The 19,420-nt window shown below is 63.2% G+C and carries 22 protein-coding genes and 1 riboswitch; of the genes, 19 read left to right on the plus strand and 3 right to left on the minus strand.

Going from position 1 to position 19,420, the window contains the following annotated elements; all coding sequences use genetic code 11:
• The first annotated feature begins 11 nt into the window (after window positions 1-11).
• The 5 genes from ACIOVD_RS21015 (at window position 12) to ACIOVD_RS21035 (ending at window position 4,228) form a co-directional block, all read left to right on the plus strand.
• Window positions 12-1,085 carry an AI-2E family transporter gene (locus tag ACIOVD_RS21015; protein WP_095170342.1) on the plus strand — a complete coding sequence of 358 codons (1,074 nt, stop codon included), beginning with the start codon at window positions 12-14 and terminating at the stop codon, window positions 1,083-1,085.
• Between the two features lie 146 nt (window positions 1,086-1,231).
• Window positions 1,232-1,936: a DnaA regulatory inactivator Hda gene (hda, locus tag ACIOVD_RS21020; RefSeq protein ID WP_008033543.1), complete on the plus strand. Its 705-nt coding sequence runs from the start codon at window positions 1,232-1,234 to the stop codon at window positions 1,934-1,936.
• Between the two features lie 213 nt (window positions 1,937-2,149).
• Window positions 2,150-2,773 (plus strand): C40 family peptidase, encoded by a 624-nt coding sequence (locus tag ACIOVD_RS21025; protein ID WP_095170341.1) that lies wholly within the window; start codon window positions 2,150-2,152, stop codon window positions 2,771-2,773.
• A 232-nt stretch (window positions 2,774-3,005) separates the two neighbouring features.
• On the plus strand, window positions 3,006-3,539 hold the full coding sequence (locus ACIOVD_RS21030) for a C40 family peptidase (protein WP_095170340.1): 534 nt from the start codon (window positions 3,006-3,008) through the stop codon (window positions 3,537-3,539).
• 26 nt (window positions 3,540-3,565) lie between these two features.
• Window positions 3,566-4,228 carry a class I SAM-dependent methyltransferase gene (locus tag ACIOVD_RS21035; RefSeq protein WP_401130019.1) on the plus strand — a complete coding sequence of 221 codons (663 nt, stop codon included), beginning with the start codon at window positions 3,566-3,568 and terminating at the stop codon, window positions 4,226-4,228.
• 9 nt (window positions 4,229-4,237) lie between these two features.
• Here ACIOVD_RS21035 and ACIOVD_RS21040 read toward each other — a convergent pair whose 3' ends face one another.
• Window positions 4,238-5,551: a PQQ-dependent sugar dehydrogenase gene (locus ACIOVD_RS21040; protein WP_401130021.1), complete on the minus strand. Its 1,314-nt coding sequence runs from the start codon at window positions 5,549-5,551 to the stop codon at window positions 4,238-4,240.
• A 137-nt stretch (window positions 5,552-5,688) separates the two neighbouring features.
• Window positions 5,689-5,926: riboswitch (cobalamin riboswitch) on the plus strand.
• A gap of 80 nt (window positions 5,927-6,006) precedes the next feature.
• On the opposite strand from ACIOVD_RS21040, the gene cobO reads away from it, so the two are divergent.
• The 14 genes from cobO to ACIOVD_RS21110 all read left to right on the plus strand — a co-directional run bounded on the left by cobO (window position 6,007) and on the right by ACIOVD_RS21110 (window position 17,377).
• Window positions 6,007-6,618, plus strand: a complete 612-nt coding sequence (gene cobO / locus ACIOVD_RS21045; protein WP_095170337.1) for a cob(I)yrinic acid a,c-diamide adenosyltransferase — start codon at window positions 6,007-6,009, stop codon at window positions 6,616-6,618.
• Window positions 6,619-6,628: 10 nt separating this feature from the next.
• Window positions 6,629-7,960 carry a cobyrinate a,c-diamide synthase gene (locus ACIOVD_RS21050; protein ID WP_401130024.1) on the plus strand — a complete coding sequence of 444 codons (1,332 nt, stop codon included), beginning with the start codon at window positions 6,629-6,631 and terminating at the stop codon, window positions 7,958-7,960.
• The gene (bluB, locus tag ACIOVD_RS21055) at window positions 7,957-8,607 is read left to right on the plus strand and encodes a 5,6-dimethylbenzimidazole synthase (protein ID WP_095170335.1); all 651 of its coding nucleotides are present in this window, start codon (window positions 7,957-7,959) and stop codon (window positions 8,605-8,607) included. Before ACIOVD_RS21050 ends, bluB begins: the two co-directional genes overlap by 4 nt.
• Window positions 8,604-9,512 carry an adenosylcobinamide-phosphate synthase CbiB gene (gene cbiB, locus ACIOVD_RS21060; RefSeq protein WP_095170334.1) on the plus strand — a complete coding sequence of 303 codons (909 nt, stop codon included), beginning with the start codon at window positions 8,604-8,606 and terminating at the stop codon, window positions 9,510-9,512. The genes bluB and cbiB overlap by 4 nt, the downstream gene beginning before the upstream one ends.
• On the plus strand, window positions 9,505-10,506 hold the full coding sequence (cobD, locus tag ACIOVD_RS21065; protein WP_095170333.1) for a threonine-phosphate decarboxylase CobD: 1,002 nt from the start codon (window positions 9,505-9,507) through the stop codon (window positions 10,504-10,506). Before cbiB ends, cobD begins: the two co-directional genes overlap by 8 nt.
• Window positions 10,494-11,945 carry a cobyric acid synthase gene (locus ACIOVD_RS21070; RefSeq protein WP_401130027.1) on the plus strand — a complete coding sequence of 484 codons (1,452 nt, stop codon included), beginning with the start codon at window positions 10,494-10,496 and terminating at the stop codon, window positions 11,943-11,945. The genes cobD and ACIOVD_RS21070 overlap by 13 nt, the downstream gene beginning before the upstream one ends.
• An 84-nt stretch (window positions 11,946-12,029) precedes the next feature.
• Window positions 12,030-12,551, plus strand: a complete 522-nt coding sequence (gene cobU / locus ACIOVD_RS21075) for a bifunctional adenosylcobinamide kinase/adenosylcobinamide-phosphate guanylyltransferase (protein WP_401130029.1) — start codon at window positions 12,030-12,032, stop codon at window positions 12,549-12,551.
• Entirely contained in the window at window positions 12,548-13,603 is a 1,056-nt protein-coding gene (cobT, locus tag ACIOVD_RS21080) for a nicotinate-nucleotide--dimethylbenzimidazole phosphoribosyltransferase (protein WP_401130031.1), read from the plus strand. The genes cobU and cobT overlap by 4 nt, the downstream gene beginning before the upstream one ends.
• On the plus strand, window positions 13,600-14,175 hold the full coding sequence (gene cobC / locus ACIOVD_RS21085) for an alpha-ribazole phosphatase family protein (RefSeq protein WP_401130033.1): 576 nt from the start codon (window positions 13,600-13,602) through the stop codon (window positions 14,173-14,175). Before cobT ends, cobC begins: the two co-directional genes overlap by 4 nt.
• 2 nt (window positions 14,176-14,177) lie before the next feature.
• Entirely contained in the window at window positions 14,178-14,909 is a 732-nt protein-coding gene (locus ACIOVD_RS21090; protein WP_401130035.1) for an adenosylcobinamide-GDP ribazoletransferase, read from the plus strand.
• A 61-nt stretch (window positions 14,910-14,970) separates the two neighbouring features.
• Window positions 14,971-15,375, plus strand: a complete 405-nt coding sequence (locus tag ACIOVD_RS21095; protein ID WP_095170327.1) for a MarR family winged helix-turn-helix transcriptional regulator — start codon at window positions 14,971-14,973, stop codon at window positions 15,373-15,375.
• Window positions 15,376-15,436: 61 nt separating this feature from the next.
• On the plus strand, window positions 15,437-16,636 hold the full coding sequence (locus ACIOVD_RS21100; RefSeq protein ID WP_401130064.1) for an MFS transporter: 1,200 nt from the start codon (window positions 15,437-15,439) through the stop codon (window positions 16,634-16,636).
• The gene (locus tag ACIOVD_RS21105; protein WP_401130037.1) at window positions 16,633-16,755 is read left to right on the plus strand and encodes a hypothetical protein; all 123 of its coding nucleotides are present in this window, start codon (window positions 16,633-16,635) and stop codon (window positions 16,753-16,755) included. The genes ACIOVD_RS21100 and ACIOVD_RS21105 overlap by 4 nt, the downstream gene beginning before the upstream one ends.
• A 70-nt stretch (window positions 16,756-16,825) precedes the next feature.
• Entirely contained in the window at window positions 16,826-17,377 is a 552-nt protein-coding gene (locus tag ACIOVD_RS21110) for a glutathione peroxidase (RefSeq protein WP_159997460.1), read from the plus strand.
• 87 nt (window positions 17,378-17,464) lie between these two features.
• On the opposite strand, the gene ACIOVD_RS21115 is transcribed toward ACIOVD_RS21110, so the two are convergent.
• Together ACIOVD_RS21115 and ACIOVD_RS21120 are read right to left on the minus strand one after the other, a co-directional pair.
• On the minus strand, window positions 17,465-18,736 hold the full coding sequence (locus tag ACIOVD_RS21115) for an OmpP1/FadL family transporter (RefSeq protein ID WP_159997458.1): 1,272 nt from the start codon (window positions 18,734-18,736) through the stop codon (window positions 17,465-17,467).
• A 145-nt stretch (window positions 18,737-18,881) separates the two neighbouring features.
• Window positions 18,882-19,364, minus strand: coding sequence for a hypothetical protein (locus ACIOVD_RS21120; protein ID WP_095170323.1), 483 nt, complete (start codon window positions 19,362-19,364; stop codon window positions 18,882-18,884).
• Window positions 19,365-19,420: the final 56 nt, after the last annotated feature.

Here is a 19,420-nt window from a genome sequence, read left to right on the forward strand (position 1 = left end):
AGGAGTGGTACATGGCCGATTCGCGGCGTTGGGTTTGGCTGGGTGGGGTCGTCCTGCTGTGTCTGTTCATTTATCTGTTGCACCCGATCCTCACGCCTTTCCTGGTGGCGCTGGGGCTGGCGTACCTGTTCGATCCGATGGTCGACCGTCTGGAAAAGTACGGTCTGTCGCGGACCTGGGGCGTGGTGGCGGTGTTTGCCGTGTTCACCTTGATCGTCATGGCCTTGTTGCTGGTGCTGGTGCCGATGCTGGCCAAGCAGTTGTTCAGCCTGTACGAACTGGCTCCGCAGATGCTCGACTGGCTGCAGCACACCGCGATGCCATGGGTGCAGGCCAAGTTGGGGCTGGCGGACGGGTTCTGGAAGTTCGACAAGGTCAAGGCTGCCATCAGTGAGCACATGGGGCAGACCACCGACATCGTCGGGGTGGTGCTGAGCCAGGCCACGGCGTCCAGCCTGGCGCTGATCGGGTTGCTGGCCAACCTGGTGTTGATCCCGGTGGTGAGCTTTTACCTGCTGCGCGATTGGGATGTGATGATGGCCAAGATCCGCAGCCTGCTGCCGCGTGATCGTGAGGCGCGGCTGGTGTCGCTGGCCGGCGAATGCCATGAGGTGCTGGGCGCCTTCGTGCGTGGGCAGTTGCTGGTGATGCTGGCGTTGGGTGTGATCTACGCGGCGGGCCTGATGCTGGTCGGCCTGCAACTGGGGTTGTTGATCGGCCTGATTGCCGGTCTGGCGGCCATCGTGCCCTACATGGGCTTTGTGATCGGGATTGGCGCGGCGTTGATTGCCGGACTGTTCCAGTTTGGTGGCGACCCATACCCGATGATCGGGATTGTCGCGGTGTTCATGGTCGGCCAGGCCCTGGAAGGCATGGTACTGACGCCATTGCTGGTGGGTGACCGGATTGGCCTGCATCCGGTGGCGGTGATCTTCGCGATCCTGGCCGGCGGCGAGTTGTTCGGCTTTACCGGGATCCTGCTGGCGTTACCGGTGGCGGCGGTGATCATGGTGCTGGTGCGTCACGTGCAAGATTTGTACAAGGATTCGGGAATGTATAGTGGGGCCCAGGGGCCCGAGGCGTGAGCGCGTCTGGCCCGATACTGGCAAGTTAACGCAAACCTTTGATTTTGCTTATGGTCTGTTGCATTGTGCGGCTGGCTTCACGGGTATAAACTTTGCAAACTTTACACAGAGGCCACTAACGGTTCCTTTGGAACTGTTCAGTCAGCATGAAACCGATTCAGCTGCCCCTAGGTGTGCGTCTGCGTGATGACGCCACCTTTATCAATTACTACCCTGGCGCCAACGCCGCTGCACTCGGCTATGTCGAACGCCTGTGCGAAGCCGACGCCGGCTGGACCGAAAGCCTGATCTATCTGTGGGGCAAGGACGGCGTGGGGCGTACGCACTTGTTGCAGGCGGCGTGCCTGCGCTTCGAGCAGTTGGGCGAGCCGGCGGTGTACCTGCCGTTGGCCGAATTGCTGGACCGGGGTATCGAGATCCTCGACAACCTTGAGCAGTACGAGCTGGTGTGCCTGGATGACCTGCAGGCGGTTGCCGGGCGAGCAGACTGGGAAGAGGCGCTGTTCCACCTGTTCAATCGGCTGCGCGACAGTGGTCGGCGCTTGCTGATCGCAGCGTCGACTTCGCCGCGGGAGTTGCCGGTCAAGCTGGCCGACCTCAAGTCCCGTTTGACCCTGGCGTTGATTTTCCAGATGCGTCCGCTGTCCGATGAGGACAAACTGCGCGCCCTGCAACTGCGTGCCTCGCGCCGCGGTCTGCACCTGACCGACGAGGTCGGGCATTTTATCCTGACTCGCGGTACCCGCAGCATGAGTGCCCTGTTCGAGCTGCTTGAGCGCCTCGATCAGGCGTCCCTGCAGGCTCAGCGCAAGCTGACCATTCCCTTCCTCAAAGAAACCCTGGGCTGGTAAAACCGCGGCCTGTAGCGCGTTTCGGCAAATTTCAGGCGTCAGAAAAACCGCAGGCGAACGGCGTTCGTCATGCGTGCAGATTTAAAATGGGCTTAAGCGCTTAGATGGCGGGGCGAAACTGCAAAGTCACATTTAAATCGATTGAATTTGCAAATGAGGGTGATAGAAGGCATAGTCTCGGCTTCTTTACACAATTCAGCCACGGTCGTGCCCATGCTAAAGCGCTTCGCACCCCTCGTGCCTCTCGCACTCGTCACCCTGTTGTTTGGTTGCGCTGCACACTCCCCAGTGTCCCAGCAAGAGCCCCAGCAACAGGTCAAGAACTCTGTTACCGCGCAGTCTTCCGCTGTTTATCAGGAAGAACTGGCAACCGAAAAAGAGCTGGCCGCGTTTGCGGGCCGCAAGCCTTACCAGATGCCGGTCCTGGCCGACAGCATCCTCGAACGTGGCATGTCCCTGATCGGTACCCGTTACCGTTTCGGTGGTACCTCTGAAGCCGGTTTCGATTGCAGCGGCTTCATCGGCTACCTGTTTCGCGAAGAAGCGGGCATGAACCTGCCACGCTCCACCCGCGAAATGATCAACGTTGATGCGCCACTGGTTTCGCGCAGCAAGCTGGAACCGGGCGACCTGCTGTTCTTCGCCACCAATGGTCGTCGCGGGCGTGTCAGCCACGCCGGGATCTACCTCGGTGACAACCAGTTCATCCACTCCAGCAGCAGCCGCAGCGGCGGTGTCCGGGTCGATAGCCTGGGCGACAGCTACTGGAGCAAGACCTTCATCGAAGCCAAGCGCGCCCTCGCCATGGCTCCGACCACGGTCACTGCCCGCAAGTAAGCGGGCAGGCTGGCAACGGCGCTCCAGGCGAGCGCCGGCCAGCGCAAAAATCATCTCCCCGGCAATACCCCTTCTTTTTGTAGTGCAAACTTAAAGTCTTACTTGAAGTTTGGCGCGTAGCCGCTAGAATCCTGATCTATTGTTGATCAACTAACCGCGTAAGCCCTGCTTACGCGGTTTTGTTTTCAGCCTCCCGGCAGTGACAGCCGCAGCCAGATCAGGATGTTCGGTAATGACGATGTCGGCCCGCCTTGCACTCATGTTCTGCGTCGCGCTGCTCAGCGCCTGCGCCAGTCGCACGCCGCCACCGGCCAAGGTGGTCCGCGCACCGATTTTTGCCCCTACCCAGAATTTCTCCCCGGCTGCCGAAGACGTGCTGTTTCGCGCCCTGGGCCTGGTAGGCACTCCCTATCGCTGGGGCGGCAATACTCCGGATTCGGGATTTGATTGCAGTGGCTTGATTGGCTATGTCTACCGGGATGCAGCGGGTATTTCCCTGCCGCGCACCACCGGTGAAATGATCGGCATGCAGGCCCCGAGCGTCGGCAAAGAGGCCCTGCAGACTGGCGATGTGATCTTCTTCGCCACCAACGGCGGCTCACGGGTCAGTCACGCCGGCATCTACGTCGGCGAAGGACGCTTCGTGCACGCGCCGGCCACCGGTGGTACGGTCAAGCTCGACAGCTTGTCCAAAGCCTATTGGCAAAAAGCCTACCTGAGCGCCAAGCGCGTACTGCAACCCGAGCACCTGGCGCACAATCCCTAGTTCACAACGGGTTGGCAGAGGTGGTAATGACCGCGCGTACGCTCAATCTCGACGATGCCCTCTATCAGTACCTGCTCGACGTCTCGCTGCGCGAAACGCCGCTGCAACGTCGTCTGCGTGACGAAACCCAGGCGCTGCCCATGGCGCGTTGGCAGGTAGCGCCGGAGCAGGGCCAGTTCCTCGCGTTGCTGGTCAAGCTCAGCGGTGCGCGCCGGGTGATTGAAGTGGGGACGTTCACCGGTTACAGCGCCCTGTGCATGGCCGCGGCCCTGCCGGACGACGGGCAACTGATCTGCTGCGACATCATTGGTGACTACAACGCCACAGCGCGGCGCTACTGGCAGGAAGCCGGCCTCAGCGAGCGCATCGAACTGCGCCTGGCGCCGGCGTTGCAGACCCTGGAGCAGATCGAGCAGCAAGGGCAGGGCGGCGCTTTCGACTTGATTTTCATCGATGCCGACAAGGCCAACTATCCGGCCTACCTGGAAAGCGCCCTGCGTTTGTTGCGCAGCGGCGGCCTGGCGGTATTCGACAACACCCTGTGGAGTGGCCGGGTCCTGGAGCACCAACCCGAGAGTGCCGATACCCGCGCCATCCAGGCACTCAACCTGGCCTTGAAGGATGATCCGCGGGTCGACCTGTCGTTATTGCCCCTGGGGGATGGCCTGACGCTGTGCCGCAAACGCTAGGCGCTGGGGTCATTGGCGGGCGGATACCCGCCACACCTTGTTGCCCACATCGTCGGCCACCAGCAAGTTACCCTGCCGATCGATCACCACGCCAACCGGCCGCCCCATGGCCTCTTCGTCCTGGTTGAGGAAGCCGCTGAGCACATCCACCGGTTGCCCGCTTGGCTTGCCGGCACTGAAGGGTACGAAGATCACTTTATAACCGCTGTGAGGTTTGCGGTTCCACGAGCCGTGCTGGCCGATAAACGCGCCTTCGGTGAACGGGGCTGGCAACGTGCTGCCTTCGGCGAAGGCCAGGCCCAGGGAGGCGGTGTGTGGGCCCACTGCGTAGTCCGGGGCGATGGCCTTGGCCACTTGATCCGGATCTTGCGGGCTGACGCGGACATCGACGTGCTGGCCGTAGTAGCTGAACGGCCAGCCATAGAAGCCGCCATCCTTGACCGACGTAATGTAGTCCGGCACCAGGTCGCTGCCGATCTCGTCTCGCTCATTGACCGCCGTCCACAGTTTGCCCGAGTTCGGCTCCCAGGCCATGCCATTGGGATTACGCAGGCCGGAAGCGAAAATCCGCTGATTGCCGGTGGCACGATCCACCTCCCAGATAGCGGCGCGGCCCTGTTCCTGCTCCAGGCCGTTTTCCCCGACATTGCTGTTGGAGCCCACCGTGACATACAACTTGCTGCCGTCCTGGCTGGCAATGACGTTTTTGGTCCAGTGGTGATTCAGCGTGCCACCGGGCAGGTCGATGACTTTCATGGGTTTGGTGGTGATCGAGGTTTGTCCCTCGACATAGTTGAAGCGCAGCAAACGATCGGTGTCGGCGACATATAGGTCGTTGCCGACCAAGGTCATGCCAAGCGGCGAATTGAGGTTTTCGATAAAACTGCTGCGGGTTTCGGCCACGCCATCGTGGTTGCTGTCGCGCAGCAGGGTGATGCGGTTGGCGCTGGGCACCGCGGCCCCAGCGCGGTCCATCACCTTGCCCATGACCCAGCCACGGATGCCCTTGCCATCTTCAGGCTTGGCTGGCGCATTGGTTTCTGCGACCAGTACATCGCCGTTGGGCAGCACGTAGAGCCAGCGCGGATGCTCCAATCCTTCGGCAAAGGCGACTACCTGGGTGCCGGGCGCTGCGGTCGGCTTGGCGCCATTGGCCCAGCCGACAGCGGGCGCGATGTTGACCGTCGGTATCAGGGTTTTGTTGGGTTCAGGCAGCTTGGGCGAAGGCCCGGTGCCATCCTCGACCCTGAGGCTCGAGGATTCTCCACAGGCGACCAGGCCTGCGGCCAGGGCGATGACACCAACGAGGCGGGACGTGGACATGCGGCTCTCCCTTTGAATGCACTGCTTAAGCCATAGAGGCGTCAGCATGACCTTAGGTTCAATTCGTCAGGTGGCGCTTTGCATTCTTGCTGCCGATTAGCCCGGCTTTAATTGACGCTCCACCCCCAACCCACTAACCTTCGCGACTTGTTTCAGGTGCTCGGTGACCCCAGGGTCGATCGAGTGAAACAGGGAAGCCGGTGAGCGCGCGTTCTATGACAGAACGGGTGACGATCCCGGCGCTGCCCCCGCAACGGTAAATGAGTGAAAACGACGCTTTGAGCCACTGTATCGGTGTCCGATATGGGAAGGCGCGTCGTCCGGCCAGCGCGCCACTCATGAGCCCGGAGACCGGCCTGATCCATCCAGCGGCATCACGGTGGGCGATGCCAGGCTTCTTGCCGTCTATTTCTATGCCTGCCCGCCGTTATCCAGCCTCAACGGAGAGCTCCCCCATGACTGATTCCCCTGATCGTGACGAACGCCATCTGGCGCGCATGCAGCGCAAAAAAGCCGTGATCGATGAGCGTATTGCCAACTCACCCAACGAATGTGGCCTGCTGCTGGTGCTGACCGGCAACGGCAAAGGCAAGAGCAGTTCGGCGTTCGGCATGCTCGCCCGCGCCATGGGCCATGGCATGCAGTGCGGTGTGGTGCAGTTCATCAAGGGCCGCAACAGCACGGGCGAGGAGCTGTTCTTCCGGCGCTTCCCGGAGCAGGTGCGGTTTCATGTGATGGGCGAAGGGTTCACCTGGGAAACCCAGGACCGCCAGCGCGATATCGCCGCTGCCGAGGCCGCCTGGCAGGTGTCCCGCGAACTGCTGCGCGACCCGGCCATCGGCCTGGTGGTGCTCGATGAGCTGAACATCGCCCTCAAGCATGGCTACCTCGATCTCGATCAGGTGCTCAGCGACCTGCAAGCCCGCCCGCCGATGCAACACGTGGTGGTTACCGGCCGCGCGGCCAAAGAGCAAATGATCGAACTGGCTGACACCGTCACCGAAATGGGCGTGATCAAGCATGCGTTCCAGGCCGGGATCAAGGCGCAAAAAGGCGTCGAGCTGTGAGCCTCTTTTCATGACCAGCAGTCGTTTTTGCCCGGCGGTACTGATCGCCGCGCCAGCCTCCGGGCAGGGTAAGACCACCGTCACCGCGGCCCTGGCCCGTTTGCACCGCAATCAGGGGCGCAAGGTCCGGGTGTTCAAGTGCGGCCCGGATTTTCTCGACCCGATGATCCTCGAGCGCGCCAGTGGCCAGCCGGTGTATCAGTTGGACATGTGGATGGTCGGCGAGCAGGAAAGTCGCCGCCTGTTGTGGGAAGCCGCCGCCGAGGCTGACCTGATCCTGATCGAAGGGGTCATGGGCTTGTTCGACGGTACCCCGTCCAGTGCCGACCTGGCGCGCCACTTCGGCGTACCGGTGCTGGGGGTGATCGACGGCACCGCCATGGCCCAGACCTTTGGTGCGCTGGCGTTGGGCCTGGCGCGTTATCAGCCGGACCTGCCATTTGCCGGCGTGCTGGCCAATCGGGTGGGCACCCTGCGCCACGCTCAGTTACTCGAAGGCAGCCTTACCGAAGGCTTGCGTTGGTATGGCGCATTGTCCCGGGAGACCGGGATTGAATTGCCGAGCCGGCACCTGGGCCTGGTACAAGCCAGTGAGCTGAACGACCTCGACCTGCGCCTCGATGCAGCCGCCGAGGCCTTGGGTAGCAGTTGCCAGGTGGCCTTGCCGCCCGCAGTGGAATTTGCCGCGCCCGACGTGATCCCAGTCGAGCCTTTGCTGGCCGGTGTGCGGATCGCCGTGGCCCGGGATGAAGCCTTTGCTTTCACCTATGGCGCGAGCCTGGACTTATTGCGTGCGATGGGCGCCGAGCTGCGGTTCTTCTCGCCGATCCGCGACAGCCAGTTGCCAGAGGCAGATAGCCTGTACCTGCCTGGTGGCTACCCGGAATTGCACCATATGGCCTTGTCAGGCAACACCGCGATGCTCGATGCCATTCGTGGCCATCACGCCGCCGGCAAGCCGCTGCTCGCCGAATGCGGCGGCATGCTGTATCTGCTGGATTCCCTGACCGACGTGCAAGGCACGCGGGCCGAACTGGTGGGTTTGCTCAAAGGCGATGCGACGATGCAAAAACGTCTGGCGGCGCTGGCGCTGCAGGCGGTCGAGCTGCCGGAAGGCGCGTTGCGTGGGCACACCTATCACCATTCCCTGACCAGCACCGAGCTTGAGCCGATTGCGCGTGGACTGAGCCCGAACGGCGGGCGAGGAGCGGAGGCGGTTTATCGTGAGGGGCGGATGACGGCTTCTTATGTGCACTTTTATTTTCCGTCCAATCCCAGCGCTGTAGCCGCGTTGCTTGCGCCAGACCCGGTGGGAGCGAGCTTGCTCGCGAAGAGGCCATGAGCAATAACGCATTCTGCGAAGCCGAACGCGCAGCGGTTTACCGCGCCATCGCCGAGCGCCGTGACATGCGCCACTTCAGCGGTGGCACGGTGGAGCCTGAACTGCTGCGTCGTTTGCTTGAAGCTGCGCATCAGGCGCCCAGTGTTGGCCTGATGCAGCCATGGCGCTTCATTCGCATCAGCGACCGGACCTTGCGCGGGCAGCTCCAGGCGCTGGTGGAGGAGGAGCGCATCCGCACCGCCGAAGCCCTCGGCGAGCGCAGCGATGAGTTCATGAAACTCAAGGTCGAAGGCATCAATGACTGCGCCGAAGTGCTGGTTGCCGCGTTGATGGACGATCGCGAACGGCATATTTTCGGCCGCCGTACCTTGCCGGAAATGGACATGGCGTCGTTGTCCTGTGCAATCCAGAACCTCTGGCTGGCCTCCCGTGCCGAAGGCCTGGGCATGGGCTGGGTTTCGCTGTTCGAGCCCCAGGCACTGGCCGATCTGTTGCAACTGCCGGCCGGAGCCAAGCCCGTGGCGATTCTCTGCCTGGGCCCGGTCAAGGCCTTTTACCCGGCGCCGATGCTGGCCCTTGAAGGCTGGGCGCACGTGCGTCCGCTGCATGAACTGCTGTACGAAAATGTCTGGGGAGTGAATCAATGAGTGTGGCGTTGTTGAGTGTCGCTGCCGTTGCGCTGGATGCGCTGCTGGGCGAACCCAAGCGCTGGCATCCGCTGGTGGCGTTCGGTCGATTTGCCGGGCGCATCGAGCAGCGTTTCAATTCTGCCGGCCGTGGCTGGCGCAGTCATGGAGTCACCGCGTGGGTGCTGGCCGTGGTGCCGCTGACCCTGCTGGCCACGGCGTTGTCCTGGCTACCTTACCTCGGCTGGATCGTCGAGATCCTGGCCCTGTATTGCGCCCTGGGCTTGCGCAGCCTGGGCGAACACGTCGAGCCGGTGGCCCAGGCGCTGCGCAGCGATGACCTGGACGAAGCGCGCACCCGTGTCAGTTACCTGGTCAGCCGCCAGACCAGTGAGCTGGACGCCACCGAAGTGGCTCGCGCGGCTACCGAGTCGGTCCTGGAAAATGGCAGCGATGCGGTGTTTGCCGCGCTGTTCTGGTTTGCCGTGGCCGGTGCGCCCGGGGTGGTGCTGTATCGCCTGAGCAATACCCTGGACGCCATGTGGGGCTATCGCAACGAACGTTTCGAGCGCTTCGGCTGGGCGGCGGCGAAAATCGACGACGTGCTCAACTACATTCCCGCACGCCTGGTGGCCCTGACCTACGCTGTGCTCGGCAAGACCCGGCTGGCCCTCAAGTGCTGGCGCACCCAGGGACCGACCTGGGACAGCCCGAATGCCGGCCCGGTGATGGCTGCCGGGGCTGGGGCGCTGGGCGTCGAGCTGGGCGGGGCGGCGATCTATCATGGCGAGCTGCACCAGCGTCCACCCTTGGGCGAAGGCGTGCCGGCGGACGCCAGCTCCATCGACCGTGGCTGGCAGTTGGTCCAGCGCGGGGTATGGTTATGGCTGTTGATCCTCTGTGTGGGGGCTGAGTTTTATGCTTGAACACGGTGGCCGCCTGCGCAAGGCGGCGTTGCACTATGGGATTGCCGAAGCCGACTGGCTCGACCTCTCCAGCGGGCTGGCGCCCTGGCCGTGGGAAATCCCGCCGATTCCCGCCAGGGCCTGGGCCCGCTTGCCGGAAACCGAGGACGGCCTGGAGCAGGCCGCCCGGCAATACTATGGCGCGACTCAGTTGCTGCCGGTCGCCGGTTCGCAGATGGCCATCCAGTTGCTGCCGCGTTTGCGGCGGGCCGGCAAGGTCGGCGTACTGTCGCCTTGTTACGCCGAACACGCCGAAGCCTGGCGGCGTAACGGCTACATCGTGCGCGAGGTGCTGGAGCAGGAGGTGGAATTTTTCATCGACAACCTCGACGTGCTGGTGGTGGTCAATCCCAACAATCCCACGGGCCTTAGCCTGACCCCGGAGCGCCTGCTCGACTGGCATGCCCGCTTGGCGCAGAGAGGCGGCTGGCTGGTGGTGGACGAAGCGTTCATGGACAACACCCCGCACCTGAGCCTGGCGTCTTTCGCCCATCAGGTCGGGCTGATCGTGTTGCGCTCCTTCGGCAAGTTCTTCGGCCTGGCCGGGGTGCGCCTGGGGTTTGTCCTGGCCGAACGGCGGCTGCTCAATCTGCTCGCCGAGCAGGTGGGCCCCTGGGCGGTTGCCGGGCCGACGCGGGTGCTGGGGCAGGCCTGCCTGCTCGACAGCGAAGGTCATCGCCGGCAACGCCAGCGTAGCGAAGAGGCGAGCGAACGCCTGGTCGAACTGCTGGAGCGCCATGGTTTCAAGCCTCAGGGCGGCTGCGCGCTGTTCCAGTGGTTGAGCACCGAACGGGCCGAGCACTTGTATGAATTCATGGCGCGCCAGGGCATTTTGCTGCGCCTGTTCAGCCACAACAGCAGCCTGCGCTTCGGCCTGCCAGCCGACGAAACCGACTGGTTGCGCCTGGAGCGGGCCTTTGTCGCCTACGCCAAGGAAACCCCATGCCAACGTTGATGGTTCAAGGCACCACGTCCGATGCCGGCAAAAGCACTCTGGTCACGGCGCTCTGTCGTTGGGCGACACGCCAGGGAGTGCCGGTGGTGCCGTTCAAGCCGCAGAACATGGCACTTAACAGCGCTGTCACCGCCGACGGTGGCGAAATCGGTCGGGCCCAGGCGGTACAGGCCCAGGCCGCGAACCTCGAACCCCACACCGACATGAACCCGGTGCTGCTCAAGCCCAACAGCGATACCGGTGCCCAGGTGATCATTCACGGGCGCGCGGTGACCAGCATGAATGCCGTCGCCTACCACGACTACAAGGCCATCGCCATGCAGGCGGTGCTCGCCTCGCACCAACGCCTGAGCGCGGCCTATCCGCTGGTGATGGTGGAAGGGGCGGGCTCGCCGGCCGAGATCAACCTGCGGGCCGGCGACATCGCCAACATGGGGTTTGCCGAGGCTGTCGATTGCCCGGTGGTATTGATTGCCGACATCAATCGTGGTGGCGTCTTCGCCCATCTGGTGGGCACCCTGGAGTTGCTCTCGGCCAGTGAGCAGGCGCGAGTCAAGGGCTTCATCATCAACCGTTTTCGCGGTGACATCGCCTTGCTGCAACCGGGCCTGGACTGGCTGGAGGCGCGGACCGGCAAGCCGGTGATCGGAGTCTTGCCGTATGTCATGGACCTGCACCTGGAGGCCGAGGACGGCATCGACCAGCGCCAGGCCGACAAGGCCGAACAGGTGCTCAAGGTGGTGGTGCCGGTATTGCCGCGCATCAGCAACCACACCGACTTCGATCCGCTGCGCCTGCACCCCCAGGTCGACCTGCAATTCGTCGGGCCGGGCCAGGCGATACCGCCTGCTGACCTGATCATCCTGCCGGGCTCCAAGAGCGTGCGCAGCGACCTTACGTACCTGCGCGCCAATGGCTGGGACACCGCCATCGCCCGTCACCTGCGCTACGGCGGCAAGCTGCTGGGCATCTGCGGTGGCCTGCAAATGCTCGGAGCGCAGTTGCATGATCCGCTGGGCCTGGAAGGGGCCGCGGGCTCCAGTGCCGGGCTTGGCTTGCTGGCCTTCGACACGGTGCTTGAGGCCGAGAAGCAGCTGCGCAATGTGCGTGGTCGCCTGGTCTTGGAAAACGCCGAGGTCAGTGGTTATGAAATTCATGCCGGGGTCACCCGCGGCGTGGCGCTGGAGCAGCCTGCTGTATTGCTCGACGATGGCCGCAGCGATGGCGCCCAGAGTGCCGATGGACAAGTCCTCGGGACTTACCTGCACGGCTTGTTCGAGTCCCCGGCGGCGTGCAGTGCACTGTTGCGCTGGGCCGGGCTTGCGGATGTGCAGGCAGTCGATTATCACGGCTTGCGCGAGCGCGATATCGAGCGCCTGGCGGACCTGGTGGAGAAGCATCTGGATACCGGGTTGTTGCGTGAGCTCTGTGGTTTGTAGGTTGACCGGCCTGGCCTCTTCGCGGGCAAGCCCGCTCCTACACAGGGCCGTCGACCCTGATACCGCTCATAGAAGGTTAAGACCATGCTGCAATTGATCCTCGGCGGTGCCCGTTCCGGCAAAAGCCGCCTGGCTGAAAAGCTCGCCGCCGACAGCTCCCTGGCGGTGACCTACATTGCCACCAGCCAGCCGCTGGACGGCGAAATGAATGCCCGGGTCGCCCATCACCGGGCACGCCGCCCGGCCGAGTGGGGCTTGATCGAGGAACCCCTGGCGCTGGCTCGGGTACTGCGCGAAACCGCCAGTGCCGAGCGTTGCCTGTTGGTGGATTGCCTGACCCTGTGGCTGACCAACCTGCTGATGCTCGACAACCCCGAGCGTCTGGCCCAGGAGCGTGACGCCCTGCTGGACTGCCTGGCGTCGTTGCCGGGAGAGGTGATTCTGGTCAGCAACGAAACCGGAATGGGGGTCGTGCCACTGGGCGAATTGACTCGCCGTTATGTCGATGAAGCCGGTTGGTTGCATCAAGCCCTGGCTGAGCGCTGTCAGCGTGTCGTGTTGACCGTCGCCGGCCTGCCCCTGACTTTGAAAGGTACTGCGTTATGACTCAATCCTGGTGGCTGAGCCCGTGCAAGGCCGTTGATCGCCAAGCCCTGCAAGATGCAGAGCAGTTGCAGCAGCAACTGACCAAGCCGGCCGGTTCGCTGGGGCAGCTGGAAACGCTGGCGGTGCAGTTGGCGGGGTTGCAAGGCCGGCTCAAGCCGAGCGTGAACCAGTTGTGGATCGGGATTTTTGCCGGTGACCACGGGGTGGTGGCCGAAGGTGTCTCGGCCTTTCCCCAGGAAGTCACCGGGCAGATGTTGCGCAACTTCGTCAACGGCGGCGCGGCCATCAGCGTGCTGGCGCGCCAACTGCGAGCCCGGCTGGAGGTGGTCGACCTCGGCACCGTGACCCCGTCGCTGAATCTGCCGGGGGTGCGCCACCTGCACCTGGGCCCTGGCACCGCCAACTTCGCCCGTGGCCCGGCGATGACTCCGGCCCAAGGCGCACAAGCCTTGCAAGCCGGGCGCGACACGGTGTTGCGAGCCCTGGCCGAAGGCGCGGAGCTGTTCATCGGCGGCGAGATGGGCATTGGCAATACCACCGCGGCCAGTGCCTTGGCCTGTGCCTTGCTGGATTGCCCTGTGGCCCACCTCACCGGCCCGGGCACCGGCTTGGACACGGCGGGCGTCAGCCACAAGACCCAGGTCATCGAACGCGCCCTGGCCTTGCACGCGGCGCAGCGAGGTGATCCGTTGCAAGCCCTGTTCAACCTCGGCGGCTTTGAAATCGCCGCGCTGGTCGGCGCTTACCTGGCCTGTGCCCAAGAGGGGCTGGCGGTGCTGGTGGACGGCTTTATCTGCAGCGTTGCGGCCCTGATTGCCGTGCGCCTCAATCCTGCGTGTCGCGAGTGGCTGCTGTTCGGCCATCGCGGGGCAGAGCCGGGTCATCGGCATGTCCTGCAAGCGTTGAACGCGCAACCGCTGCTCGAACTCGGCTTGCGCCTGGGCGAGGGCAGTGGTGCGGCGCTGGCGGTGCCCTTGTTGCGCCTGGCCTGCGACCTGCACGGGCAGATGGCGACCTTTGCCGAGGCGGCGGTTGCCGATCGCCCGGCATGACCTTGCATCTGGACCTGCTACGCCACGGTGAAACCGAACTGGGCGGCGGCCTGCGCGGCAGTCTGGATGACGCGCTGACGCCACTGGGTTGGCAGCAGATGCGCGACGCCGTCGTAGGCGCTGGCCCGTGGGACCGCCTGGTGAGTTCTCCCCTGCAACGCTGCGCGCGGTTTGCCGAGGAACTGGGCGCGCAACTGGGCCTGCCGGTAAGCCTGGAGCAGGACCTGCAAGAGCTGCATTTTGGCGCCTGGGAAGGGCGCAGCGCGGCGGCGTTGATGGAGACTGACGCTGATGCCCTTGGCCGTTTCTGGTCGGACCCTTATGGTTTTACCCCGCCCGAGGGCGAGCCAGTCAGCGACTTTTCGGCGCGGGTGTTGGCGGCGGTGCAGCGCTTGCACCAGGCCTATGCCGGTGAGCGGGTGTTGCTGGTCAGTCATGGCGGTGTCATGCGCCTGCTACTGGCGCGCGCGCGCGGGCTGCCTCGCGAGCAGTTGCTGAACGTCGAAGTCGGCCACGGCGGGCTGTTTTTCCTGCGGGTCGAGGCTGACGCCATGCTTCGGGATGAGGCGTAGACATGTTGCCAATGTGGATCGCCCTGCAATTTCTCAGCAGCCTGCCGATTCGCCTGCCGGGCATGCCGTCACCTCAGGAGCTGGGGCGCTCATTGCTGTTTTATCCGCTGGTGGGCCTGTTGTTTGGTGGGCTGTTGTGGGGCCTGAACGGACTATTGGGGGGCGCGCCGGCGCTGTTGCACGCGGCCATCCTGCTGACGGTCTGGGTGGTGCTCAGTGGCGGCTTGCACCTGGACGGCCTGGCCGACAGTGCTGATGCCTGGCTCGGTGGTTTTGGTGACCGCGAACGCACCCTGACCATTATGAAAGACCCGCGCAGCGGACCGATTGCCGTGGTCACCCTGGTGCTGGTGCTGCTACTCAAGTTCGCCGCCTTGCTGGCACTGATCGAACAGCAGGCCACGGTCGCGCTGATCCTCGCGCCACTGCTCGGGCGCACGGCCTTGCTCGGCTTGTTCCTGACGACGCCTTATGTGCGGGCGGGGGGGCTGGGGCAGGCATTGGCTGACCACTTGCCACGCCAGACCGGCCGGCGGGTGCTGCTGCTCAGTGCGCTGGCCTGTGTACTGATCGCGGGCTGGGGTGGAGTGATTGCGCTGGTGGTGGCGGTAGGGGTGTTCGCCGGCGTGCGTCATTTGATGATGCGCCGCCTTGGCGGGACAACCGGGGATACGGCGGGGGCGTTGCTGGAATTGCTGGAAGTGGCGGTGCTGATGGCTTTGGCGCTGGCTTGAGGGGAGGCGGAAATCGTAAGCAAAGCTTGCATAAAGTTAAACGCGGGTATATACACGCACCATGCTAGCCTCTCAGTGTTTATGCACCAACCTGCGTCGCGCCGCCCGTGGCGTCAGCAGGCATTACGACGGCGCCCTCGACGGCTTCGGGATCAACGTTGCCCAGTATTCTTTGCTGTGCAATCTGCAGCGCCTGGATCAGCCGAGTATTTCCACCCTGGCCGAGGCCATGGGCCTGGATCGCAGTACTCTGGGGCGTAACCTGCGGGTGCTGGAAGGTGAGGGACTGGTGCGGATGGTCGAGGGTGAAGACCAGCGCAACCGCATCGTGCAATTGACCGAGGCCGGGCGTGAGCGCCTGGCGGCGGCTTTGCCGGCCTGGGAGGCGGCGCAACAACGTTTGATCGATCGGTTGGGCGCCGAGAAGCGCGCAACATTGCTGGCCTTGCTGGACGAACTCGCATGAAGCGGGTTTTTTCGAGTTTAAGCGGGTATATACCCGCGATTGGAGAATGACAATGACATCGATGTGGCGTACCAGCGGTTGGATTTTACTTGGGAGTGCGCTGATTCTGGCGTTGTCCCTCGGCGTGCGGCATGGCTTCGGCCTGTTCCTGCCGCCGATGAGTGAGCAGTTCGGCTGGGGGCGCGAAGTGTTCGCCTTCGCCATCGCCTTGCAGAATCTGATCTGGGGCCTGGCGCAGCCCTTTACCGGCGCGCTGGCCGATCGCTTCGGCGCCGCGAAAGTGGTGCTGGTGGGAGGTGTCTTGTATGCGGTGGGCCTGGTGTTCATGGGGCTGTCCGACTCGCCCCTGTCACTGTCGTTGAGCGCCGGCCTGTTGATTGGTATCGGCCTGTCCGGGACGTCGTTTTCGGTGATTCTCGGCGTGGTTGGGCGGGCCTTGCCGGCGGAGAAACGCAGCATGGGCATGGGGGTCGCCAGTGCTGCCGGCTCCTTCGGCCAGTTCGCCATGTTGCCCGGCACCCTGGGCCTGATCGGCTGGCTCGGCTGGTCCAGCGCGCTGCTGGTGCTGGGCGTGCTGGTGGCGCTGATTGTGCCGCTGGTGAGCATGCTCAAGGACAAGCCGCTGCCGGTGCTGGGCCATGAGCAGACGCTGAAGGAGGCCCTGCGCGAGGCCTGTTCGCACTCCGGCTTCTGGCTGCTGGCGTTCGGCTTTTTTGTCTGTGGTTTCCAGGTGGTGTTCATCGGTGTGCACTTGCCGGCCTACCTGGTGGATCAGCATCTTCCGGCCACCGTCGGCACCACGGTGCTGGCCTTGATTGGCCTGTTCAATATCTTCGGCACCTACACCGCCGGTTGGCTCGGCGGGCGGATGTCCAAGCCGCGCCTGCTGACCGGCCTGTACCTGCTGCGCGCGGTGGTGATCGGGCTGTTTCTGTGGATGCCGGTCACCCAGACCAGCGCCTACCTGTTCGGCATGGCCATGGGCTTCCTCTGGCTGTCGACGGTACCTTTGACCAACGGTACGGTGGCGACCCTGTTCGGTGTGCGAAATCTCTCTATGCTGGGAGGTATCGTCTTCCTCTTTCACCAATTGGGCTCGTTCCTCGGTGGCTGGTTGGGCGGGGTGGTGTATGACCGAACAGGAAGCTACGACTTGATCTGGCAAGTGGCGATTCTCCTCAGCCTGTTGGCGGCTGCCTTGAACTGGCCTGTGCGTGAGCGTCCGGTGGCGCGCCTGCAAGCCCAGGCGAGCGCGGCATGAGGCGGATCGCCTTGAGGCTGGTGGCGGCAGCGGTTGTCGCGCTGCTGTTGGCGCTGGCCTGGTGGGGCTGGCACCAGGGTGGCCTGGCCATGATGCAGTTGGGACTGGGAGCTTGCTAAATAGCCACTTGCCATCATTCGTGCAGGGCGAGTAACGTCGCCCTCTGACGATTTCTCGAGGACACCCGATATGCTGATGCGCTGGCTAGCTGTTCCCGCTCTGCTGTTGCTGGTCGCAGGCCCGGCGTTGGCCGCTGAGTGCCCGGCACTGCTGTCGGGCTCATTGCCCAAGCTGCATGCCAAGGAATCCATTGAACTGTGCCAGCGTTTTGCCGGCAAACCGCTGGTGGTGGTCAATACCGCCAGCTTCTGTGGTTTCGCTCCGCAGTTCAAAGGCCTTGAGGCGTTGTACCAGCGCTACAAGGAGCAGGGGCTGGAAGTGCTTGGCGTGCCGTCCAATGATTTCAAGCAGGAGTCCGCGGATGGCGCGGAGACGGCCAAGGTCTGCTACGTCAACTATGGCGTGACCTTCACCATGACCGAGCCGCAGAAAGTTCGCGGTGCCAGCGCCATCCATCTGTTCAAGGTGCTTGCCGAGCAAAGCAGTTCGCCGAAGTGGAATTTCTACAAGTACGTGGTGGACCGCCAGGGCAAGGTGATTGCCAACTTCTCCAGCCTGACCAAACCCGAAAGCCCGGAATTCATCGCGGCGGTGGAGCAGGCCCTGGCCTCGAAACCCTGAATGCCAGCCATTAAAAAGCCCCGCCTCTGAACCAGAGAGCGGGGCTTTTTGCTGTTCAGCAAGCGCGCCATTCAGGCGCGCCGTGAATCAGAAGCGGTAGGTCGCGCCCACACCAAAGCCGTTTGCCCAGTTTTCATACTTGGCGTTGTAGCTCTGGCCACGATCGTTCTGATTGTTGACCTTGACCGCTTCTTCCTTGAGGTAGGAGTAGGCCATGTCGATGGTCAGGTCTTCCGTTGGGCTCCAGCCGGCGCCCAGGCTGAAGATGGTACGGTCGCCAGTCGGGATGCGCGGGGAGCGATCGACGTTGTTGGTCGGGGCCTGGTCAAACGACAGGCCGGTACGCAGTACCCACTGTTTGTTCAGCTTGTACGAAGCACCGACGGCGTGCGCCCAGGTGTCATGCCAGTTCTGCTCTTCGGTGATTTCACCGAACTGCGAGCCCAGCACGCCAGGTACACCCTTGTTCTCTACGGTGATTTCTTTCAGGCGGCTCCAGCGGGTCCAGGTGCTGCCTGCGTACAGGGTCCACTGGTCGTCCAGAGCGTGGGTCACCGAGAAGTCCACGGACTCAGGGGTGGTCAGGTCCAGGGACGCGTCGTACTTCTGGTCCTTGCTCTGGCCAGCCAGTGGCAGCAGGCCGTAGTTGACCTTGGTGTTGCCTTCGAGCTTGTACTTCACTTTCGAGTGGTAGGTCAGGCCGACGCGGGTGCTGTCGGTCAACTGGGCCAGGATCCCGATGTTGTAGCCCAGGGCGGTATCGTCGCCCTTGATGCGCACGTGGCCATCGGGAGCAGCCTGGGTAATCGACAGGTCGGATTCCAGCTTGCCTTGGATACGGTTGATGGTCGGACCAAAACCGATGGAGACCTTGTCATTGAATGCGTAGGAAACAGTTGGCTGCAGGGTCACGACTTTAACGTCGCTCTTGCTGCCGAAGTATTTGCCGGCAAAACCGTTCTCGTAGTCGGTGACCAGGCCAAATGGCGCGTACATGCCAACGCCGACGGCCCATTGGTCATCGATCGGCTTGACGTAGTAGCCCATGGGAACGGCAATGAACGGAACCATGTCGCCCTGGTTGGTGCCATTGTTAGGGCTGGAGGTGGCATTGCTGATGTCAGTGTGGGCATCGAGCATGGCGACCCCGCCAGTGACTTGTTCGCGCTTGAGGCGCGCCATGCCGGCAGGGTTACCGAAAACTGTGCTTGCATCATCGGCGACAGAAGAACGCCCGGCGAAACCAGTACCCATCCCACTGATGCTTTGTTCGTTGATGGCAAAGCCAGCTGCGAAGATCTGGGTGGATGCCAAGGTAACGGCGAGGCTAAGGGTGGTTTTGAGCATGACTTTTTTCATTATTAGAACTCCGGGTGATCACCGGGGCGAAAATTACCAACATTTTCGACTCAGCGCTATAGCCGGTAATGCTTGAGATAGAGCGGTTTTGTAGGACAATCCGACCATAATCGCGGGATTTTCACCGATCTTGCAAATTGCCCGGTCAGCAGGCGACCTGATTCATCGGTGAAACACAGTCGCGCCATGCACAAGTGAAGTCGCGCAGGCGTCCTTGGGGTTGGAAGGTCTGGCGCCAGATTCGGGCCATTCCCAACAGGTCGTCGGGTTCGGGCAGTGGGGTGTTTTGCTCTTCGATCAGCAGCCAGGCAATGGCCGTGGCATAACGCAGATTGACCGTCAGTTCCAGGTGCGGGCCACTGAGAAAGGCATGTTGGCTGGCGAGGCCGCGCACCAGGCTGGCACGTTCCGGATCCAGGGCCAGGTAGTCATCCCACAGGGCCTGGTGGCGAAGCTCGGCAATCCGGTACAGGCCGTGGCCACGGCGGTCATGCAGGGCGGAGCCGAGGGCTGACTGGCTGGCGGCGACACCCAGCAGCAGGGATTCGGCAGTCGTGCTATGTCGTCCCAGGTAAATCAGGGTAGGACGGATCACAAAACGGCACAGTTCGCTGGCAGCGATACCCATAAGGCCCTCGAAACGTTAAGTGAGCGGCGATACCTGAATGGGGGGGCTTGGCAGCG

The organism is Pseudomonas sp. NPDC087626 (genome assembly GCF_044743405.1).
In the GTDB taxonomy this organism is placed as follows: Bacteria; Pseudomonadota; Gammaproteobacteria; order Pseudomonadales; family Pseudomonadaceae; genus Aquipseudomonas.